This is a genomic window from Massilia sp. KIM, assembly GCF_002007115.1.
Lineage (GTDB): Bacteria > Pseudomonadota > Gammaproteobacteria > Burkholderiales > Burkholderiaceae_D > Telluria.
This window is the reverse complement of the sequence record NZ_MVAD01000001.1, coordinates 1,595,863-1,615,748: the sequence shown is the minus strand read 5'-3', so window position 1 is coordinate 1,615,748 and position 19,886 is coordinate 1,595,863. Positions and strand designations below refer to the sequence as shown.

General features: G+C 69.0%; 12 protein-coding genes and 2 tRNA genes. 10 read left to right on the top strand and 4 right to left on the bottom strand.

Going from position 1 to position 19,886, the window contains the following annotated elements:
* Positions 1-33: 33 nt before the first annotated feature.
* From B0920_RS06970 to B0920_RS06955, 4 genes are all read left to right on the top strand, one after another.
* A tRNA-Val gene (locus B0920_RS06970) sits at positions 34-108 on the top strand.
* A gap of 139 nt (positions 109-247) precedes the next feature.
* Positions 248-322 (top strand) — tRNA-Val (locus tag B0920_RS06965).
* Between the two features lie 88 nt (positions 323-410).
* Positions 411-1,175, top strand: coding sequence for a hypothetical protein (locus tag B0920_RS06960; protein WP_078031813.1), 765 nt, complete (start codon positions 411-413; stop codon positions 1,173-1,175).
* Between the two features lie 91 nt (positions 1,176-1,266).
* Entirely contained in the window at positions 1,267-3,243 is a 1,977-nt protein-coding gene (locus B0920_RS06955) for an MHYT domain-containing protein (RefSeq protein WP_078031812.1), read from the top strand.
* Positions 3,244-3,327: 84 nt separating this feature from the next.
* Here the strand turns inward: B0920_RS06955 and B0920_RS06950 are convergent, their stop codons facing one another.
* A complete protein-coding gene (locus B0920_RS06950; protein WP_229455239.1) occupies positions 3,328-5,340 on the bottom strand; it encodes a tetratricopeptide repeat-containing diguanylate cyclase in 2,013 nt (670 codons plus the stop codon).
* Between the two features lie 403 nt (positions 5,341-5,743).
* Between B0920_RS06950 and B0920_RS06945 the strand changes: the two genes are divergently transcribed.
* From B0920_RS06945 to cphA (B0920_RS06920), 6 genes are all read left to right on the top strand, one after another.
* A complete protein-coding gene (locus tag B0920_RS06945; RefSeq protein ID WP_078031810.1) occupies positions 5,744-7,144 on the top strand; it encodes an amino acid permease in 1,401 nt (466 codons plus the stop codon).
* A gap of 125 nt (positions 7,145-7,269) precedes the next feature.
* Positions 7,270-7,887, top strand: a complete 618-nt coding sequence (locus tag B0920_RS06940) for a nicotinamidase (protein WP_078031809.1) — start codon at positions 7,270-7,272, stop codon at positions 7,885-7,887.
* 143 nt (positions 7,888-8,030) lie between these two features.
* Positions 8,031-9,254: a zinc-dependent alcohol dehydrogenase gene (locus B0920_RS06935; RefSeq protein ID WP_078031808.1), complete on the top strand. Its 1,224-nt coding sequence runs from the start codon at positions 8,031-8,033 to the stop codon at positions 9,252-9,254.
* Between the two features lie 10 nt (positions 9,255-9,264).
* Complete coding sequence (locus tag B0920_RS06930) at positions 9,265-11,028, top strand: thiamine pyrophosphate-requiring protein (RefSeq protein WP_078031807.1); 1,764 nt, start codon at positions 9,265-9,267, stop codon at positions 11,026-11,028.
* A gap of 146 nt (positions 11,029-11,174) precedes the next feature.
* Complete coding sequence (locus tag B0920_RS06925; RefSeq protein ID WP_078031806.1) at positions 11,175-12,626, top strand: iron-containing redox enzyme family protein; 1,452 nt, start codon at positions 11,175-11,177, stop codon at positions 12,624-12,626.
* Between the two features lie 88 nt (positions 12,627-12,714).
* Positions 12,715-15,345 (top strand): cyanophycin synthetase, encoded by a 2,631-nt coding sequence (gene cphA, locus B0920_RS06920; protein ID WP_078031805.1) that lies wholly within the window; start codon positions 12,715-12,717, stop codon positions 15,343-15,345.
* 71 nt (positions 15,346-15,416) lie between these two features.
* Here the strand turns inward: cphA (B0920_RS06920) and cphA (B0920_RS06915) are convergent, their stop codons facing one another.
* From cphA (B0920_RS06915) to B0920_RS06905, 3 genes are read right to left on the bottom strand one after another with little or no spacing between them, the layout of a single operon-like run.
* Positions 15,417-18,014 carry a cyanophycin synthetase gene (gene cphA / locus B0920_RS06915; RefSeq protein ID WP_078031804.1) on the bottom strand — a complete coding sequence of 866 codons (2,598 nt, stop codon included), beginning with the start codon at positions 18,012-18,014 and terminating at the stop codon, positions 15,417-15,419.
* A complete protein-coding gene (locus tag B0920_RS06910) occupies positions 18,011-18,892 on the bottom strand; it encodes a cyanophycinase (protein ID WP_078031803.1) in 882 nt (293 codons plus the stop codon). The genes cphA (B0920_RS06915) and B0920_RS06910 overlap by 4 nt, the downstream gene beginning before the upstream one ends.
* Positions 18,889-19,800 carry an isoaspartyl peptidase/L-asparaginase gene (locus B0920_RS06905; protein WP_078031802.1) on the bottom strand — a complete coding sequence of 304 codons (912 nt, stop codon included), beginning with the start codon at positions 19,798-19,800 and terminating at the stop codon, positions 18,889-18,891. The genes B0920_RS06910 and B0920_RS06905 overlap by 4 nt, the downstream gene beginning before the upstream one ends.
* Positions 19,801-19,886: the final 86 nt, after the last annotated feature.

The following is a 19,886-nucleotide window of genomic DNA, read 5'->3' as shown; positions in this document are numbered from 1 at the left end:
AGGCAGATTCTGTGCCATAATACGCCTCGCTTTGGGAGGTTAGCTCAGGGGTAGAGCACTGCATTCACACTGCAGGGGTCGCAAGTTCGAAACTTGCACTTCCCACCAGGATTCGACAGGTCAGCTTCGTGCTGGCCTGTTTCATTTTCGGGCCACTGCGCGCAGCCACGCGCAGCGCGCGGCATGCGGAAGGACGTGATTGCTATTTGGCATTACGTACGATCTGTGGCATAATAGCGTCTTCACCGGGAGGTTAGCTCAGGGGTAGAGCACTGCATTCACACTGCAGGGGTCGCAAGTTCGAAACTTGCACTTCCCACCAGGATTCAGCCGGCTTCGAGCCGGCGCCGCAAAGGCCGCGCACTGCGCGGCCTTTGTCGTTTTCGGAGTTCATGCGGAGCGGGTCGCCCATGGAAACACCATCCCTGAAGCTCAGTCTCGGCCTGCTGTTCCTGGGCGCTGCTGCCACGCTGGCTGGGGCCCTGATGTGCGAGGATGTGGCTGGCGCGCCAGCCGCGCAGCGCTACGCCATCGGTGGCGGCGCCTTCGTTGCCGCGCTATTCCTGAGCCAGTGCTGGGTGTGCCTGCGCCGCAGTGGGCGGCTGGTCGAGCACATCCTGTACCGCGCAACGGCAGGTCTTGGCCTCGCTTATTTCCTGTTAAGCATGGGATTGCCAAGCATCTTCGATCCGGATCTGTCCGTGCTGCTGGTGCGCGCGACGCTTGTGGCCTCCCTGTGGTTGCTCGGGCTGAACCTGCTGGCCGGCGTCAGGAAATTCGACGCCGAGTGGCAGCGGGTCGGGCAAGCCGCCTTCGAGCAGGTCCGGCCGCGCGGTAGCGCGGTGCTGGACTGGTCGGCGGTGCTCGCGCCGATGCGCCTTGAGCTGGGTGTCTACCTGCCGGGTCTGGCGGCCTGGCGCGCCGACGCCCTGGCCGCCATGCTGGCGCTGGTGTCGCTACCGGCCGGCCTCCTGATCTGGGAGTACCATGTCGCCGGATTCGCCATCGCGGCCCTCGGTTTCACCCTCCTGCTCGCAAGTATCGCCCAGATGATCGGCATGCATCTCGGCCAGGCGGCACGCATCCTTGCACTGGAGCGCAAGCTCGGGAAGCAACTGCTACAGTCGGACCAGCCTTATCGGCCCAGGCGCAAACGGCTCAAGCGCCGTGCATGAGTTTCCTGCCCGGCTCCCAAGTCGCGACGCCTCGTGTACACTCGGCCCAAGCCCATTTTCACAGCGAAGAAGAACAATCAGCTGAGACCCCATGTTGAGCGGCTACTACGAACCCCTCCTGGTACTGGTATCGATCCTCGTCGCCATCCTGGCTTCCTACACGGCCCTCAGCATGGCCTTGCGGGTCAAGGAAACCCAGGGCCGTGCTCCCTACTTCTGGATGGCCGGCGGCGCGCTGGCCATGGGCAGCGGCATCTGGGCCATGCACTTCATCGGCATGCTGGCCTTCCGGCTCAGCATCCCGGTCGGCTACGACGGCCGCATCACCTTCGTCTCCTGGCTGTTGCCGGTGGTGGTCTCCTACCTGGCGCTGTGGCAGGTGCGCCATCGCGAGATCGACGGCCGCCACCTGCTCTGGGGCGCGATCCTGATGGGCCTGGGCATCAACGCCATGCACTACACCGGCATGGCCGGCATGCGCATGGATCCGCCCATCGTCTACGATCCGCTGCTGTTCGCGGCCTCGGTCCTGATCGCCGTCGGCGCCTCGGCCATGGCCCTGTGGATCGCCTTCCGCCTCAACGACAGCGTGCGCCATCCGCGCCTGATCCAGGCCGGCGCCGCCGTGGTGATGGGCTTCGCCATCGCCGGCATGCACTACACCGGGATGGCGGCGGCCCGCTTCGAGGCCGGCAGCATCTGCCGCGCGGCCCAGGATGGCGTCAACCAGGATCACCTGGCAGTGCTGGTCACGGTCGCCATCGTGGCCCTGCTCAGCATAGCGCTGCTGGCCGCCATCTTCGACGCGCGCCTGGAGTCGCGCAACAAGACCCTGGCGGCCTCGCTCGAAACCGCGGCCGAGCGCCAGCAGCTGCTGGTGCGCGAGCAGAAGGCGAGGGTGGAGGCCGAGCACCTGAGCCAGCTGAAGGACGAATTCCTGGCCACCCTGTCGCACGAACTGCGCACCCCGCTCAATGCCATGCTGGGCTGGTCCCAGCTCCTGTTGCAGGGCTTCCGCGACGAGGCCATGCTGCGCCGCGGGCTCGAGACCATCGAACGCAACGCGCGCGCCCAATCCCAGCTGATCGAAGACATGCTCGACATGAGCCGCCTGATCGCGGGCAAGGTGCGGGTCGAGGCAAAGCCGATCGCGCCCGGCGAGTTCGTGCTGGCCGCCGTCGAGACCGCGCGTCCGGCGGCGATGGCCAAGCGCATCCAGCTGACCACCGTGCTCGACCCCGACGTCGGGCTGGTCTCGGGCGACATCGCGCGCATGCAGCAGGTGATGTCCAACCTGATCTCGAACGCGGTCAAGTTCACCGAGCAGGGCGGCAAGGTCAAGGTCAGCCTGCGGCGCGAGGACGACGGCGTGGCGATCGACGTGAGCGACACCGGGGTCGGCATCGATCCCGCCTTCCTGCCTTATGTGTTCGAGCGCTTCCGCCAGGCCGACGCCTCCTCGGCGCGGCGCCACGGCGGCCTGGGCCTGGGCCTGGCCATCGCGCGCCAGCTGGTGGAGCTGCAGGGCGGCACCATCACGGTCGCCAGCCCCGGCGTCGACCAGGGCGCCACCTTCACCCTGCACCTGCCGGCAGCGGGACAGGACCAGCTGCCCGAGGATGCGCCCGAGCCCCTCGGCCTGTTCGGTGCGCAGGCGCCCAGCGCCGACCTGTCCGGCCTGACCGTGCTGGTGGTGGACGACGAGCTCGATTCGCTGGAGCTGGTGCAGCAGGTGCTGGCCGACACGCAGGCGACGGTGCTGGGCGCGATGAGCGCCCAGGAAGCGCTGCGCATCGTCGAGCGCAGCAAGCCCGATCTCCTGATCAGCGATATCGGCATGCCGCTGATGGACGGCTTCGGCCTGATCCGCCGCATCCGCGACCTGCGCGACCGCCAGGTCTCGACCATTCCGGCCATCGCGCTGACCGCGTTCTCGCGCAAGGAAGACCAGCAGAGGGCGCTGGAGGCGGGCTTCGACGAATTCCTGACCAAGCCGCTGCGGCCGGCGGTGCTGGTGCAGGCGGTGGTGGCGATCGCGCAGCGCAAGGACTTGCTGCGGGAGGTGTGAGAACATTCGGGCGGCCGCCGATGCCGGCCAGGGCCGAGGGCGAGGCCGAGGCCGAGGCCGGCTGTGAGACGCGTGGCCCGAGGTTCAGGCCGCCTGGGCCGGCAGCACCAGGTGCAGGTCGAGCGCGCCGAGGCTGTCGTCGCCGCCGCGCTCCACGCCGTGCACGATATAGCCCCGATTGCGTCCGCCTTCCTTGCCCTTGTAGAGCGCGCGGTCGGCCAGGGCGATCGCCTGTTCCCAGCCCACCGCCTCGTCCGGTCCGGCCGCCAGCGGCAGCGAGACCGCGCCTGCGGTGGCGCTGATCTGCAGGCTCGTCCCGTCTTCCAGCACCACCGGGGTGGCGGCGATGGTGTCGAGGATGCGCTGCACCAGCAGCGGACGCTGGGCCGGGCTCACGCCCTGCGAATACACCAGGAATTCCTCGCCGCCCCAGCGCAGCACCATGTCCGATTCGCGCACCGTCTGGCTCAGGCGGCGGCCCACTTCGACCAGCACCGCGTCGCCGGCCGCGTGGCCGTGGACGTCGTTGATGCGCTTGAAGTGGTCGATGTCGAGCAGGGTGAAGCAATCCGCCGCCTCGACCCGGGCCGCTTCCTCGTCGCCGCGGTGGCGCATGCGCTCCTGGAAGGAGCGCCGGTTGTAGAGGCCAGTGAGGGGATCGTGGGCCGAGCGGTAGGCCAGTTCTTCGTTCAGTTCTGACAGGCGGCGGCCGGTGCGCACCGACTTCTGGTACAGGAAGAAGACGAAGCCGGACAGGACCAGGGCCAGCGCCGCCGCCAGCCAGGCGACCGTCTGGCGCAGGCTGCGGTTGCGGATCTCGACGTCCTTGAGGTCATTCTCCTGGCGCAGGCGGTCGATCTGGGCCACCCTTTCCTTGGCCTTGAACTGTTCCTGCAACGCCGAGATGGCCTTGTTGCGGTCCTTGCTCGCAAGCTGGGCCTGGATGTCCTCGCGCTCGCGGATGGTGGCCAGCGCCTCGCGGTACATGCCGGCCTTTTCCAGCGCCTGGGCTTTTTCGGACAGCACGTTGGCCACGCCCGCCATCGCCCCCTTGGCCGCCAGGGCCTGCGCGACCTCGTCGATGTGGACCAGGCCTTCGCGCACACGGCCCTGGCCGAACAGGGCGAAACCGAGGTTGGCCTTGGCCATCTGGACGCTGGTCTGGTCCTGGATCCGTTCGGCGAGGGGTAGGGCCAGGCGCGCCGCGCGTTCGGCCGCCTCATAGTGGTGCACGCGCAGGTGGGCGTCGGCGATGTGGCCGACGATGCCGGCCTCCAGCACCCGCAGTTCGCTTGCTCGCGCCAGCGACAGGGCCTGGTCGAAGGCCTCCAGGCCTTCCTTGACGCGGCCGGCGCTGACCAGGGCCCGGCCTTCCAGGAAGTGGGAATGGGTGACCACGCGCGGCGGCAGGACGGCGACGCTGGCGCGCAGCTCGCGCACGGTGTCGAGCGCCTTTTCGGCGTCGCCCGAGTTGTCGTACAGGCGCGCTACGGCAAGGCGGATGTCGGCTTCGCGCGGGCTCCACAGGCCCGGATTGCGCTGCACGATCTCCAGCCCGCGCAGGAAGTGGTGCAGGCCCTTGTCGAACTGGCCGGTGGCGTTGTAGGCCATGCCGGTCACGACTTCGAGGCTGGCGCTGAATTCGAGGTTGCCTAGGTTGCGGTAGCGCGCGCCCAGGGTTTCGAGCAGGGCGAGGGCGGCGACCGGGTCGTTCTCGTCGAGCTGGCGGTTGATGCGCACCAGGCTGGCGAGCGCGATATTGACCTGGTCGCGCTCGGCTTGCGCGAGGTCCATGATACGCTCGTTGATCTCGTAGGCCGCGCGCCTGTCGCCGGCATCGTTCTGGACCCGGCGCAGCAGGCGCAGGTAGCGGATACGGGAGGCGTAGGAGGCCGTTTCGCCCAGCTCGCGCGCCTCGGCCAGCAGGGCCGCGCGCGCCTTCGCGTTGTTCTTCTCCGAGAGCGCGGCCAGTTCGTTCAGGCGCTGTTCCGTATCCACCGCCCAGGCGGGACCCGACAGCGCTAGCGCTAACAGCACGGATGGGGCGGCCCTGCGCAGCGCGTCGTGCGCCGCTCGCAATGGCTGTCGAATCTTCATCAGGTTCCGGACTGTGGCCGTGTCAAGTGGGGAATCAGGAGCGCCCGTTCCCAGGTGGCAGGCCGGCGCGGTTTCAAAAGCATGTATGTTCCATTATGTGATGTTGATCTAGGGAAAGCAAGCGCCGGAAAACAGGGGGAGGTGTTTATACAACGGCGTGTTTTTGCGCGTTTGGCGAACGAATTGCAGCTCGCTCATCACTTTGCTTTGATTCCAAACAACATTCTGTAGATAATGTCACGTCTGCGACATCTGGCGGGTTGGCAGGGCGTGGTACGGGCGGTTTCAAGTCGGGCATGCGGTCGATCAGACAGGCATGCCGTACAGCGGCGGCGCATGACCTGCGCCGGCGTCTATAAAGACAAGACGCGGGACCAACACTTTTTTCATTGGAGAACATGTAGTGAGTCTTTTTAGAACCAAGAATCTCGACACCATGGTGGCGGCGGCCAACAAGCCCAGCGGACTCAAAAAAGTCCTGGGCCCGTTCGACCTCGTCCTGATGGGTATCGGCGCCATCGTCGGCACCGGTATCTTCGTGCTCACCGGCACGGGCGCCGTGACCGCCGGCCCCGGGCTGACGCTCTCCTTCGTGGTCGCGGCCCTGGCTTGCGCCTTCGCCGCCCTGTGCTACGCGGAATTCGCCTCCACCGTGCCGGTCGCCGGCTCGATCTACACCTACAGCTACGCCACCCTGGGCGAACTGGTGGCCTGGATGATCGGCTGGGACCTGCTGCTCGAATACGGCCTGGCCACTTCGACCGTCGCGGTCGGCTGGTCCGGCTACTTCCAGTCGCTGCTCAAGGGCATCGGCATCGTCCTGCCGGAAGCCTTGCGCGCCGCGCCGGGCGCCATCCCCGGCGTGAACACCGTGTTCAACCTGCCGGCCTTCCTGATCATGATGGTCCTGACCTTCCTGCTGTCGCTGGGCGTGCGCGAATCGGCGCGCCTGAACAACATCATGGTGCTGATCAAGACCGGCGTCGTGCTGCTCTTCATTTTCGTGGGCATGAACTACGTCAAGCCGGATAACTGGACGCCTTTCCTGCCCTTCGGCATGACCGGCGTGATGAGCGCTGCCGCCCTGGTGTTCTTCGCCTTCATCGGCTTCGACGCCGTGACCTCGGCCGCCGAGGAAGTCAAGAACCCCTCGCGCGACCTGCCGATCGGCATCATCGGCTCGCTGGCCGTCTGCACCGTGCTCTACGTGGTGGTGGCCGCCATCATGACCGGCATCGTGCCCTTCATGGACTTCAAGGGCGTCGACCACCCGGTGTCGCTGGCCCTGCAGGTGGCGGGCCAGAACTGGGTCGCCGGCTTCGTCGACCTGGCCGCGATCCTGGGCATGAGCACCGTGATCCTGGTGATGGCCTACGGCCAGACCCGCATCCTGTTCGCCATGTCGCGCGACGGCCTGCTGCCGGCCAAGCTCTCGACCGTGCACCCGAAATACGGCACGCCTTTCTTCGCCACCTGGATGGTCGGCATCATCTTCGGCCTGATCGCCGCCGTGGTGCCGCTGGGCGTGCTGGCCGAGCTGGTCAACATCGGCACCCTGGCCGCGTTCTCGCTGGTCTCGGTGGCCGTGATCATCCTGCGCAAGAAGCGTCCGGACCTGCACCGCGCCTTCCGTTGCCCGGGCGTGCCGGTGATCCCGGCCCTCGCGATCGTGTTCTGCCTGGCCCTGATGTCCTTCCTGAGCTGGCACACCTGGGTCGCCTTCATCGTCTGGCTGGCGCTCGGCCTGCTGGTCTACTTCGGCTACGCGCGCCAGCGCTCGCTGCTGCATCCCACCCAGGCTTGAGTCCTGCGCCATCCGCCCGCCGCGTGCGGGGGGATGGCGTCAGCGGCCACATCCCGCCCCATGGTAAGCTGGGGCACCAGGCGCGCCAGCCCGGCGCGCCTTTTTCATTTGGGGAGCATATCTTCATGAGCGCCATCATTCTCGGTCCCGGCGACGCCCTCCTGATCGTCGACCTGCAGAACGATTTCCTGCCGGGCGGCGCCCTCGGCGTGCCGCGGGGCGATGAAGTCATCGCACCGATCAACCAGCTGATCGCCCTGTACCGCGCACGCAGCCTGCCGGTCTACGCCTCGCGCGACTGGCACCCGCACGACCACTGTTCCTTCGCCGCCCAGGGCGGCCCCTGGCCGCCGCACTGCGTGGCCGACACCGCGGGCGCGGCCTTCACCAGCGAGCTGGCGCTCGCCCCGGACACCATCGTGGTCTCCAAGGCCGTGACGGCGCCGGTGGACGCCTATTCGGCCTTCAACGGCACCGGCCTGGCCGAGACGCTGCGCGAGCGCGGCGTGCGCCGCGTGGCGGTGTGCGGCCTGGCCACCGACTACTGCGTGCTGAACACCGCGCTCGACGGCATCGAGCACGGCTTCGAGGTGCTGCTGGTGCCGGAGGCCATGCGCGCGGTGGACGTCAAGCCGGGCGACGGCGACCGCGCCGTCACCCGCATGCTCAGCCGCGGCGCGCTGCCGGTGCGCCTGTCGGAAGGGAAGCTGGTGGCCGACCTCTCCCTCGGCGCCCAGCCCTGAGCCGCAGCCCGGCTTCTCCCGCGCCGGCCGTTTATGCGTGCTGGCGCACAGTCGCTGCCCGCGACGCGGCTTAGAGTGCATGCTCGGTCCGCCACACCCACCGGCGCGGACCTCATGCATACCGACCAGCGAGAGGAGAAGCGATGAAAGCCGTTGTGTTCCACGATGTGGGCGACATCCGCCTGGAAGACGTTCCCGAACCAGCCATCGAGCAGCCGCAGGATGCGATCGTGCGCATCACGGCCAGCGCCATCTGCGGCACCGACCTGCACTTCGTGCGCGGCACCTTCAGCGGCATGCAGGGCGGCACCATCCTCGGCCACGAGGCGGTCGGCGTGGTCGAGCGGATCGGCGAGGGCGTGCGCAACCTGTCGGTGGGCGACCGCGTCGTGATTCCCTCAACCATCGCCTGCGGCTACTGTTCCTACTGCCGCGCCGGCTACTACGCCCAGTGCGACAACGCCAACCCCAACGGTCCGTCGGCGGGCACCGCCTTCTATGGCGGGCCCAAGGACAGCGGCCCCTTCAACGGCCTGCAGGCCGAGAAGGCGCGGGTACCCTTCGCCAGCATCAACCTGGTCCGGCTTCCGGACGAGGTGAGCGACGATCAGGCCATCCTGCTGTCCGACATCTTCCCGACCGGCTATTTTGGCGCCGACCTCGCCGACATCAAGCCCGGCCATACCGTGGTGGTGTTCGGCTGCGGCCCGGTGGGGCAGTTCGCGATCGTCTCGGCCAAGCTGCTGGGGGCCGGGCGCGTGCTGGCGGTCGACAATCTGCCGGATCGCCTGGACATGGCGCGCCGCCAGGGCGCCGAGGTGATCGACTTCGACCGGGAAGACCCGGTGCAGGCGATCCTCGACCTGACCGGCGGCATCGGCGCCGACTGCGCGATCGACGCCGTGGGCGTGGATGCCGAGTGCCCGCACCACGGCCCGGCCGCGAAGCAGGCGCAGGAACAGGCCGGCGAATTCAGGAAAGAGGTAGAGGCGGTGGCGCCGGTCCAGCATCCGGACGGCGAGAACTGGAAGCCCGGCCAGGCGCCTTCCCAGGCCCAGCAGTGGGCGATCGCCGCCCTGGCCAAGGCCGGCACGCTGTCGATCATCGGGGTCTATCCGCCTGACGATACCTCTTTCCCCATCGGGAAGGCGATGAACAAGAACATCACCATCAAGATGGGCAACTGCAACCACCGCAAGTACATTCCGCACCTGGTCGACCTGGTGCGTACCGGGGTGGTCGATCCGACCGCGATCATCACCCAGCAGCAGGACCTGGAATCGGTGATCGACGCTTACAAGCAGTTCGACCTGCGCCGGCCCGGCTGGCTGAAGGTCGAGCTCAAGCCCTCGCAGCACGGCGGCTGAGGAGGCCGCGATGGCGAGCGTCGGCGATTTCATGCTGGAGCGGCTGGCCCAGTGGGGCGTGCGCCGCATCTACGGCTATCCCGGGGACGGGATCAACGGCATCCTGGGCGCCTTCGCGCGCCAGGACGCGATCGAATTCGTGCAGACCCGGCACGAGGAAATGGCGGCCTTCATGGCCTGCGGTCACGCCAAGTTCACGGGGGAGGCCGGGGTCTGCCTGGCCACTTCCGGCCCCGGCGCGATCCACCTGCTCAATGGCCTCTACGACGCCAAGCTCGACCACCAGCCGGTGGTCGCCATCGTCGGCCAGCAGAAGCGCGCCGCGCTCGGCGCCAGCTACCAGCAGGAGGTCGACCTGGTGTCGCTGTTCAAGGACGTGGCCGGCGAGTACGTGCAGATGGCCACCACGTCGGAGCAGCTGCGCCACCTGCTCGACCGCGCCGTGCGCATCGCCCTGGCCGAGCGCTGCGTCACCTGCATCATCGTGCCCAACGACCTGCAGGACCAGGACGCCGTGCCCAGTCCGCCGCGCGAGCACGGCTACACCTTCTCCGGCGTGGGCGCGGCGCGCTCGCTGCCGGTGCCGCCGCCGGACGCGCTGCGGGCCGCCGCCGAGGCGCTCAACGCCGGCCGCCGCGTGGCCATCCTGGCCGGCGCCGGGGCGCACGGGGCCGGCGAGGAACTGGTGCAGGTGGCCGAGCTCCTCGGGGCCGGCATCGCCAAGGCCCTGCTGGGCAAGGCCGTGGTGCCGGACGCGCTGCCGTTCTGCACCGGTTCGATCGGGGTGATCGGCACCCAGGCCAGCGAAACCATGATGAACGAATGCGACACCCTCCTGATGGTGGGCTCGAGCTTTCCCTACGCCGAGTTCCTGCCGGCGGACGGCCAGGCGCGCGGCGTCCAGATCGACATCGACGCGCGCATGCTGGGCCTGCGCTACCCGATGGAAGTCAACCTGGCCGGCGACGCCGGCGCGACCCTGCGCGCCCTGATCCCCCTGCTCGAGCACAAGCAGGAGCGCGGCTGGCGCGAGCGCATCGAGAGCCTGGTCCGGGACAGCCGGCGCCAGTTGCAGGAGAGGGCGCGCCTGCCGGGCAAGCCCGTCAATCCGCAACGCGCCTTCACCGAACTGTCGGCGCGCCTGCCGGACCAGGCCATCCTGGCCGGCGACTCCGGCTCGGTGGCCGCCTGGTACGCGCTGCACCTGGAGATCCGGCCCGGCATGCTGGCCTCGCTGTCCGGCACCCTGGCCACCATGGGCTCGGCCGTGCCCTATGCCTTTGCGGCCAAGATGGCCCATCCGCAGCGGCCGGTGATCGCGCTGGCCGGCGACGGCGCCATGCAGATGAACGGCATCAACTGCCTGATGACGGTGGCGCGCTATTGGCGGCGCTGGTCGAACCCCAGCTTCGTGGTCCTGGTGCTCAACAACCGCGACCTGAACTTCGTGACCTGGGAACAGCGCGGCATGCAGGGCGAGCCGAAGTTCGAGGAATCGCAGCAGCTGCCGGACTTCTCGTATGCTGGTTTCGCCCGCATGCTTGGGCTGGAGGGCGCGCGTATCGATGACCCCGAACAACTCGGCCCGGCCTGGGAGGCGGCCCTGAGCGCGGGATGCCCCTATGTGCTGGAAGTGGTCGCCGATCCCAACATTCCGCCGCTGCCGCCCCAGACCGTCGACAAGCAGGAAGCCCAGGTGCGCGAAGCGATCGGCAAGGGCGATCCGGAAGCGCATGAAGCGCAGCGCGGCGTGGACCAGCAGGGCAGTTCGTAAGGGAAAGAAAGGCCTGTCCAGGCATTGCATCAGGTCTTGTAATCCCTTTCTTACAGTCTCACAGCGCCACTACCGATTCTCGTGTAACGGACCAGTCCGGATAATGTTTGCATCGTCGCAAAGACTCACGAGAACGCTCGCTACCCATGAACCAAGCGCTGTTAGCCGAAGCTCCCGCCAGCGCCGCCCCACGAGGCGCGGCCGCGGCGGGAAAGGCGAAGAAAGTCTATTTTTCGCTGTATGAAGATCCGTCCGCCATGCCGGAGGAGGCGCAGGCTTTCCTGCGCGAACACATCGCAGTTGCCAGAAAGCTGCCGGCCGACCTGCCGGCCAATATCGCCGAGATGGCGGGCTGGATCGAGCAACGCACCGATGCCGTCGGCGTCCAGTACCGCGAGTACCTGGCCGCGCGCAAGGCCGGCGCCCCGCGCCGCTACTTTACCTGCCGCGCGCACGCGCTCTACTTCATCAAGGGTGTGGCGCCGACCAAGCTGGTCGACGGCGCCTGGCTCTACGGGCTGCTGGGCCAGTGGGACAAGCAGGCCTTCCATCCCCTGATCAAGACCTACCTCGAAGAGCTGGGCGAGGGCGTGCCGGACAAGAACCACGTGACCCTCTACCGCAAGCTGCTGGCGACCCACGGCTGCGAAGGCTGGGAAGCGCTGGACGAGGAGCATTTCGTGCAGGGCGCGATCCAGCTGGTGCTGGGCCACCACGCCGAGGACTTCCTGCCCGAGGTCATCGGCTACAACCTCGGCTACGAGCAACTGCCGCTGCACCTCCTGATCACTTCCTACGAGTTGAACGAGCTCGGCATCGATCCCTATTATTTCACCCTGCACGTCACGGTCGACAACGCCGCCAGCGGCCACGCCCGCAAGGCGGTCCAGGCCCTGGCCGAGCTGATGCCACGCGTGGGCGACCGCGAGGGCTTCCTGCGCCGCGTGCTGGACGGCTACAAGCTCAACGACCTGGGCGCCTGCACCACCTCGGTGATCGCCGAATTCGACTTGCAGGCCGAACTGGTGAACATCCTCGCGGCCAAGAGCGGCGTGGGCAAGAACATGCACTCGGACTACTGCCGTGTCGCCGGACGCTCGGTGAACGAGTGGCTGGCCCAGCCCGAGCGCATTCCCGATTTCCTGGGCGCGCTGGAGAACGCGGGTTGGATCAAGCGCGGCGAAGACCCGGAGCACAGCCGCTTCTGGCGCCTGGTGCACGGCGAGCGCGCCGAGATGTTCGGCGTGTTCAGCGCCTACGAGCTGCAGGTGCTGCGCGACTGGATCGCCACCAGCCCCGGCGGCGAGCAGGCGCCCGGCCCGCGCATCCTCAGCCACCGCGCGCGCCTGCGCACCCTGGACACCCTCGGCCAGCACGCCGACCGCGGCATCGCCCACCCGGAGCGCGGCCTGATCCGCCGCCACCCGCGCCTGGACGAGCCGGACAACGAATTGCGCCTGCTCGAAAGGCAGGTGGCGGCCGCCAAGGGCAAGCACGAGGCCATGAGCCTGCTTGCCGGGCTGATGTCGCCCGAGCGGCACCACACCGACGCCGGCCTGATGGCCACCCGGATGTACACGCAGCTGTTCGACGCCTGACGCGCGCCGGCACGCGGCACAGCGGACGGGGCCTCCCAACGGAGGCCCCGTCCGCGCATATGACGACCACTATCACAAGGAATTACCGGTGCAGATCCTCGAACAACGCTTCCTGCGCGGACCGAACGTTCACGCAGATTCCCCTTGCCTGCTGACCCTGCTCGACCTGGAAGACCTGTATGGGCGCTCCACCAAGGACATTCCGGGCTTTAACGAGGCCCTGCTGGCGCTGCTGCCTTCGCTGCACGGGCAACTGCTGCCGACCGGCCAGCCGGGCGGCTTCGCCCAGCGCCTGCGCGAAGGGACCTACCTGGGCCGGGTCATCGAACACCTGACGCTGGACCTGCAGACCCAGGCCGGCGCGCCGGCCAGCTACGGGCGCACGCGACCGGTTGCCGGCGAACCCGGACAGTTCCGCATCGTCTGCGCCTACAGCCTCGAAAAGCTGGTCCAGCCGGCCTTCCAGCTGGCGCTGGACATCGTCGACGCGCTCGCGCACGGCGAAAGTATCGAGGTGGAGGAGCGCCTGGAGGAACTGCGCGAGATCGCCGGGCGCTACGCGATCGGCACCAGCACCGCCGCGGTGCTGGCCGCCGCCCATGAGCGGGGAATCCCGACCCAGCGCATCACCGAGGACGCCAACCTGTTCCTGCTGGGCTGGGGCGTGAAGCAGAAGCGCCTGCAGGCCACCACCACCGGCGACACCAGCTTCATCGCGGTCAAGATCGCCAGCGACAAGCAACTGACCAAGGCCTTGCTCAAGGAAGCGGGCGTGCCGGTGCCCGAGGGCGAGACCGTGACCACGGTCGAGGCGGCCCAGCGCGTGGCTGCGCGCCTGCGCGCGCCGGTGACGCTCAAGCCGCTGGACGCCAACCAGGGCAAGGGGGTGACCGTCAATTGCGCCACGCCCGAGGACGTGGCGCGCGCCTTCGAGTTCGCGCGCCAGTATGGACGCCGCATCATCGTCGAGCGCTTCATCGAAGGGCGCGATTACCGCGTGCTTGTCGCCGGCGGCAAGGTCTCGGCCGCGTCCTGCCGCCGTCCCGCCCACGTGGTGGGTGACGGCGTCTCCACCATCCGCCAGCTGGTGGAGGTCGAGAACCGCAACCCGGCGCGCGGCGAAGGCCACACCAACATCCTGACCCAGATCGCGCTCGACGCCCACGCGGCCGACATGCTGGCGCGCCAGGGCTATGAGTTCGACAGCGTGCCGCCCGAGGGCGCGGTCGCCGAGCTGCGCGGCAATGCCAACCTGTCCACCGGCGGCACCGCCGAGGACGTGACCGACCTGCTGCCGGAATCGACCCGCCTGCTGTGCGTGCGTGCGGCCGCCAAGATCGGACTGGACGTGGCCGGCATCGACATCGTCTGCAAGGACATCTCCCAGCCGCTGGCGGCCCAGCGCGGCGCCGTCATCGAGATCAACGCGGCGCCCGGCATTCGCATGCACCAATACCCCTCGGGCGGCGCGCCGCGCGATGCGGGCGAAGCGATCGTCGAGGGCCTGATGGGCGATTCGGACGGCCGCATCCCTCTGGTCGCGGTCACCGGCACCAACGGCAAGACCACCACCACGCTCCTGATCGCGCACGCGGTGCGCCTGGCCGGCCACACCACCGGCGTCACCACCACCGAGGGCGTGTTCATCGACGGCAAGCAGATCGTCAAGGGCGACTGCACCGGCTACTGGTCGGCGCGCACCGTGCTGAGCGACCCCACGGTGGAGTTCGCGGTGCTGGAGACGGCGCGCGGCGGCCTGCTCAAGCGCGGCCTGGCCTTCGACCGCTGCGACGTCGGCGTGGTGCTGAACGTGGCGGCCGACCACCTGGGCCTGGACGGCATCGAGACCATCGAGGACCTGGCCCAGGTCAAGGCCCTGGTGGCCTTGTCGGCCACGCGGGCGGCGGTGCTCAATGCCGAGGACGCACTGTGCGTGGCGATGGCGCGCCGGGTCAAGCCGGGCGCCGAAGTGATCTTCTTCTCGATGGACGCGGAGAATCCGGTCCTGCTCAAGCACCTGGCGGACGGCGGGCGCGGCGTCTATCTCCAGGACGGCGCCGTGATCGTGGCCGACGGCCACAGCCACCAGGCCCTGGTCAAGGTCGAGAGCATGCCAGTGTCCTTCAATGGCGCGGCGCGCTTCAACATCGCCAACAGCCTGGCGGCGGCCGCGGCCCTGATGGCCTCCAACATGGGCAATCTGCAGATCGCTGCCGGCCTGTCGACTTTTGTGTCCAACGGGCGCACCAATCCGCTGCGCACCAACATGTTCGACGTGCGCGGGGTGACCGTGTTCGTCGACTATGCGCACAATGCGGCGGCCTACGCGGCGATGGCCGACATGGCGCGCGCCATGCTGCCGCGCCAGCTGGTGGGCATCGTCACCGCCCCCGGCGACCGCCGCGACGAGGACCTGCGCCAGATCGGCGAAGTGTGCGGGGCGCGCTTCGACGAGCTGGTGGTCTACGAGTCCCAGAGCCGCGGCCGCGCCGTGGGCGCGGCGGTGGACCTGATCCTGGAAGGGGCGCAGGCGGCGGTCGGGATGAGCGACACCCTGCACCGGGAGATCGAGGTGGGCAAGGCGGTGCGCCTCGGGCTCAGCCTGTGCGAGCCGGGCGACGTGCTGGTGTTCGCGACCGGGGCCTCGCTCGACGTCTTCATCGAGGCGGTGCGGGTGATGGACCCGGAGTGCGCGGACGAGATCGCGGCCCAGGTGTAGGTTGTCGGCCTGATCGAAACAAAGCATCGTCCCCGCCATGAGCGGGGACGATGCTTTCTGCAGGGGATAATTCAGGCGCCCGCGGTCGCTTCGGCCTCGATCCGGCGCGCGATATCGGGCCTGGTCGGGCGCAGGGCCTCGGTCAGGTCGGAAATCGAGGAGCCGCAGCCGAACACCAGCACGTCGCCCGGCTGGCACAGGCTCAGGCCGAGCCGGATCGCGCGGTGCACGTCGAGCTCGATCTTCAAGAGGTCGGCGTCGATCCGGCCCAGGCGCGCCCCGCGCGCCATCAGGGCCGCGATCTCGCCCTCGGCGCGTCCGCGCCGGTCGGTCTCGTAGATCACCAGCTCGTCGAAGCCGGCGGCGCAAGTCTGCCCCACGTCCACCAGGTCGGCGTCGCGCCGGTCGCCCGGGGCCGCCACCACGCCCACCAGGCGTCCCGCCGTCATGGCGCGCGCGGTCTCGGCCAGGGCCGCGTAGGCCGCCGGGTTGTGCGCGTAGTCGACGATCACCGTCACGCCGTCGACGTCGAACACGTTGGCGCGCAGCGGATTGTGCCTGCTGTCCGAGACGAAGCTGCGCAGCCCGTCCTCGATCTCGGCCTTGCCGAAGCCGCAGGCGGTCAGCGCCGCCGCTGCGGCCATCGCATTGGCGATGTTGTAGCGCGCGCAGCCGCCCAGCGAGACCGGCATGTCGCGCACGTCCATCAGGGCCTCGTGGCGCAGGCCGTTGGCCAGCACCATGACGCTGTCCTGCAGGTAGACCGCGCGCCCGCCGCTCCCGACGTGGCGCAGCAGCACCGGGTCCTCGGGGTCGAGGGCGAAGTAGATCACTTCCACGCCCTCGGCCAGTTCGGCCGCCATCCTGACGCAGCAGTCGTCCTCGGCGTTGAGCACCACGGCGCGGCTGGCGCGCCTGGCCACCACCGCCTTGACCCTGGCCAGCTCCTCGATGGTGTCGATGCCGTCCATGCCCAGGTGATCGGCCGAGACGTTCAGCACCACCGCCACGTCGCAGCGGTCGTAGGCCAGGCCACGCTTGAGAATGCCGCCGCGCGCGGTCTCCAGCACCGCGAAGTCCACCCCGGGGTCGCCCAGCACGCTGCGCCCCGAGCGGTAACCGGTGCAGTCGCCTTCGCGCACCAGCCGGCCGCCCACGTAGACGCCGCTGGTAATGCTCACGCCGTCGCGCAGGCCGGCCGTGCGCGCGGTGTGGCCGATCAGGAGGCTGGTGGTGGTCTTGCCGTTGGTGCCGGTGACGGCCACCAGCGGAATGCGGCCGTCGCAGCCGCCGAACATGGCCTCGACGATGGCGTCGCCGGCGTCGCGCGGGGTGCCTCGGCTCGGGTACTGGTGCATGCGGATGCCGGGCGCCGCATTGACCTCGATGACGCCGCCTTTCTGCGCGCGCAGCGGCAGGGCGATGTCCTGGCACACGATGTCCAGGCCGGCGACGTCCAGGCCGATGCTGCGGGCGGCGCGGATGCAGATCTCGCGCGTTTCCTCGGGCAGCAGATCGGTCACGTCCTCGGCGGTGCCGCCGGTGGACAGGTTGGCGTTGCCGCGCAACTCGGCCTGCACGCCGGCCGGCAGCACGGTGTCGAAGTCAAGTCCCTGCCTGGCCAGGGTCTCCTTGGCCAGCGCGTCCATCGGAATCTTCGTCAGGATATTGGTGTGGCCTTCGCCACGGGCCGGATTGCGGTTCTCCAGCTCCACCAGGGTGCGGATGCTGGACACCCCGTCCCCTAGGACGCTGGGCGGACGGCGCCAGGAGGCGGCCGCGATCCTGCCGCCGGTGACCAGCACGCGGTAGTCGCGCCCGACCAGGTGCTCTTCGACGATCAGCTTGCGGCCATGCTTGCGCGCGTGATGGAAGGCGCGCTCCACCTCCTCGGGCGTGGCGCAGTTGACGGTGACGCCCTTGCCCTGGTTGCCGTCGAGCGGCTTGATCGTGACCGGGCCGCGCAGGCGGCGCGCGACGCGCTGGGCCGCTTCCAGGGTGGTGACGGTGTCGCCCGCCGGCACCGGCACGCCGGCCTGGTCGAGCAGGGTCTTGGTCAACTGCTTGTCGCTGGCGATGCCCACCGCGATCGAATTGGTGGCGCCGGTGATGGTGGCCTGCAGGCGCTTCTGGCGGCTGCCCCAGCCGAGCTGGAACAGGTTGGCCTCGTCCAGCAGTCGCAGGGCGGGGATGCCTCGCCGCTGCGCGGCGGCCACCACGGCGCCGGTGCTGGTGCCGATCGCGTAGCGCTGGGCGGTCTCGCGCAGCCCGGCGACGAGCTGGCGCAAGTCCGGCGCGCGGCCGGCCGCGACGCCAGCCAGCAGCGCGATGGCGGCGTTCAGGGCTTCCTCGGCAACCTGCTGCGTGGCGTAGCCGCACACCACGCGGCGGCGCGCAGGCTCGCCCGTCACGGGGAGGGTGGCCGAACAGGCGCCCGGCGCGCCGGCCAGGCGCTGCAGTTCCATCGCCACCGGTTCCAGGGCGTCGACCAGCAGGGCGTCCTCGGCCAGGCGCACGGCCGCCTCGGCCGGCAGGGCCGGCAGGAGCTCGAGCAGGCGGGCGGCGAAGCCCGGCGCCTTCGGCCCCGGGTTCTCCACCACCGCCATCACGCAGGGGCTGTCGGCGTACAGATTGGGCCCGCGCAGCACCCGTTTTTCCTTGATTCTCATGAGATCGGGTTCCGTTTGGTGACGTTTTCCAGGAAGTCCAGCAGCGGCGCGGGCAGGCGCTTGCCCTGCGCTGGGTCGGCGCCGGGAAGCTGGTATTTGCTGCCCGCCGGCAGCAGGTGCAGGCGCACGTCGATCAGTTCGGGCGTGTCGCCGCCGGCGATGTCGGCGACGTTGGTGATCATCGTGCGGCCGTCGACGATGGTGACGGCCCCTTCGCCCACCACCTCGATGCCGACGCCGCGCTCGACGATGAGGGCGGTGTCCTCGTCGATGCCGATGCCCTGCAGGTAGGGGTTCTGGGACACCACCGACAGCAGGCGCGCCAGGCGCTGGCGCTCGGAGAAATGCTGGTCGATGACGACGCGATGCAGGAAGCCCAGGCCGGCGCCCAGGCTGACCGAACCCTTCTCGGGGCGCGGCTCGGCGCGACCCTGGGCCAGCATGTGGCCCGACATCGCCGAGGCCCCCGCGCTGGTGCCGCCGATGGTCGCCCCGCGCAGCTTGAGCGCCACGTGCATCTCGGCGTCGAGGGCGGTGCCGCCGATCAGGGCCAGCAGGCGCTTCTGGTCGCCGCCGGTCATGAAGATGCCGTCGCTCTCGGCGACCTGGCGCACGAATTCCTCGCTGTTGGCGTCCTGGCGGCTGCTCAGTTCCAGGTGGCTGTGGCGGCTGACGCCGAGCTCGCGGAAGGCGCGGTCATAGATCTGCCACATCTCGGTCGCGATCTGGCTGGCGGCAGTGATGACGACGATGCGCGCGTCGGCGCCGCCGCAGAGCTCGACGAAACGCGACAGGATCTCCTTGTCGTGCTTGCGGTCTTCGCCGCCGCCGATGATCACCAGGTGGCCATTGCGTTGCTGCTGGTCGTGAGCGCTCATCGCTGGGTCATCCTGGATTGGGGCATGTCGCGGTTGCTGCAGGCGCCGGCTTCGCGCCGGCTGACGGCGATCAGGCCGACCGCCACGTCCGGGTCGAACAGCTCGATGCCGCGACGCAGGGCCTGGTCCAGGGGCGCACCCTCGGCGATCCAGCCGTAGACGGTGCGCGCCAGCAGGTGGCGCACGATGTGTTCGCCGATGCCGGTGGCCGCCACCGCGCCTTCCGGTCCGGCGTAGAAGCCGCTGCCGATGATCGGGCTGTCGCCCACGCGGCCCAGCAGCGACGGGGCCGAGCCGCCGGTCGAGGTGGCGACGGCGAAGTGGCCGTCCGGTCCGCGCACCACGGCGCCCACGGTGTCGCAGGCGCTCGCCTCGGGCAGCAGCATGGGGCTGTTGTAGTTCCAGGTGCGCGCGAACAGGCTGTTGTCGACGCCCGGCATGGCGGGCACCGAACCCGCGAGCTGGCGCATGAGTTCGCGGTGCTGGCTGCGCTGACGTTCGGTGACCGGGAGGCTTTCGGGCAGGCCGATGGCGCGCGCAAAGCGCTGGGCGCCTTCGCCGGCCAGCATCCAGTGCGGGGTGTCGGCGATGGCGCGCGCCAGCAGCACAGGGTTCTTCACCGACTGGACGCAGGCCACCGCGCCCAGGCGACCACGTGTATCCATGATCGAAGCGTCCATCTCGACGGTGGCGCCGTCCAGGCCGAGGACCGCGCCACTGCCCGCGTTCAGGCGGCCGTCGTCCTCCAGGGCGACCACGGCCGCGATGGCGGCTTCCAGGGCGTCGCCCTTGACTTCCAGTTGGGCCAGCGCGCGGCGCGCGGCCAGTACGCAGGCATCCTCGTGATCGCGGGATGCGCCAGCGCCGCCGTGCACCACGACGGCGCCGGCTTGGGGGTAAGCACTCATGAAATGTGTTCTTTCTCTACATTCTTGTTTTATCCGGATAACAATGAGTTATCACGTGCACTGATAAAAATTATGCAAGATCCCGT

Excerpts from the sequence above, each read along its gene's own strand:
- B0920_RS06960 (WP_078031813.1), top strand. The coding sequence starts at position 411 with ATGGAAACACCATCCCTGAAGCTCAGTCTCGGCCTGCTGTTCCTGGGC.
- B0920_RS06955 (WP_078031812.1), top strand. The coding sequence starts at position 1,267 with ATGTTGAGCGGCTACTACGAACCCCTCCTGGTACTGGTATCGATCCTC.
- B0920_RS06950 (WP_229455239.1), bottom strand. The coding sequence starts at position 5,340 with ATGAAGATTCGACAGCCATTGCGAGCGGCGCACGACGCGCTGCGCAGG.
- B0920_RS06940 (WP_078031809.1), top strand. The coding sequence starts at position 7,270 with ATGAGCGCCATCATTCTCGGTCCCGGCGACGCCCTCCTGATCGTCGAC.
- B0920_RS06935 (WP_078031808.1), top strand. The coding sequence starts at position 8,031 with ATGAAAGCCGTTGTGTTCCACGATGTGGGCGACATCCGCCTGGAAGAC.
- B0920_RS06930 (WP_078031807.1), top strand. The coding sequence starts at position 9,265 with ATGGCGAGCGTCGGCGATTTCATGCTGGAGCGGCTGGCCCAGTGGGGC.
- B0920_RS06925 (WP_078031806.1), top strand. The coding sequence starts at position 11,175 with ATGAACCAAGCGCTGTTAGCCGAAGCTCCCGCCAGCGCCGCCCCACGA.
- cphA (WP_078031804.1), bottom strand. The coding sequence starts at position 18,014 with ATGAGAATCAAGGAAAAACGGGTGCTGCGCGGGCCCAATCTGTACGCC.
- B0920_RS06910 (WP_078031803.1), bottom strand. The coding sequence starts at position 18,892 with ATGAGCGCTCACGACCAGCAGCAACGCAATGGCCACCTGGTGATCATC.
- B0920_RS06905 (WP_078031802.1), bottom strand. The coding sequence starts at position 19,800 with ATGAGTGCTTACCCCCAAGCCGGCGCCGTCGTGGTGCACGGCGGCGCT.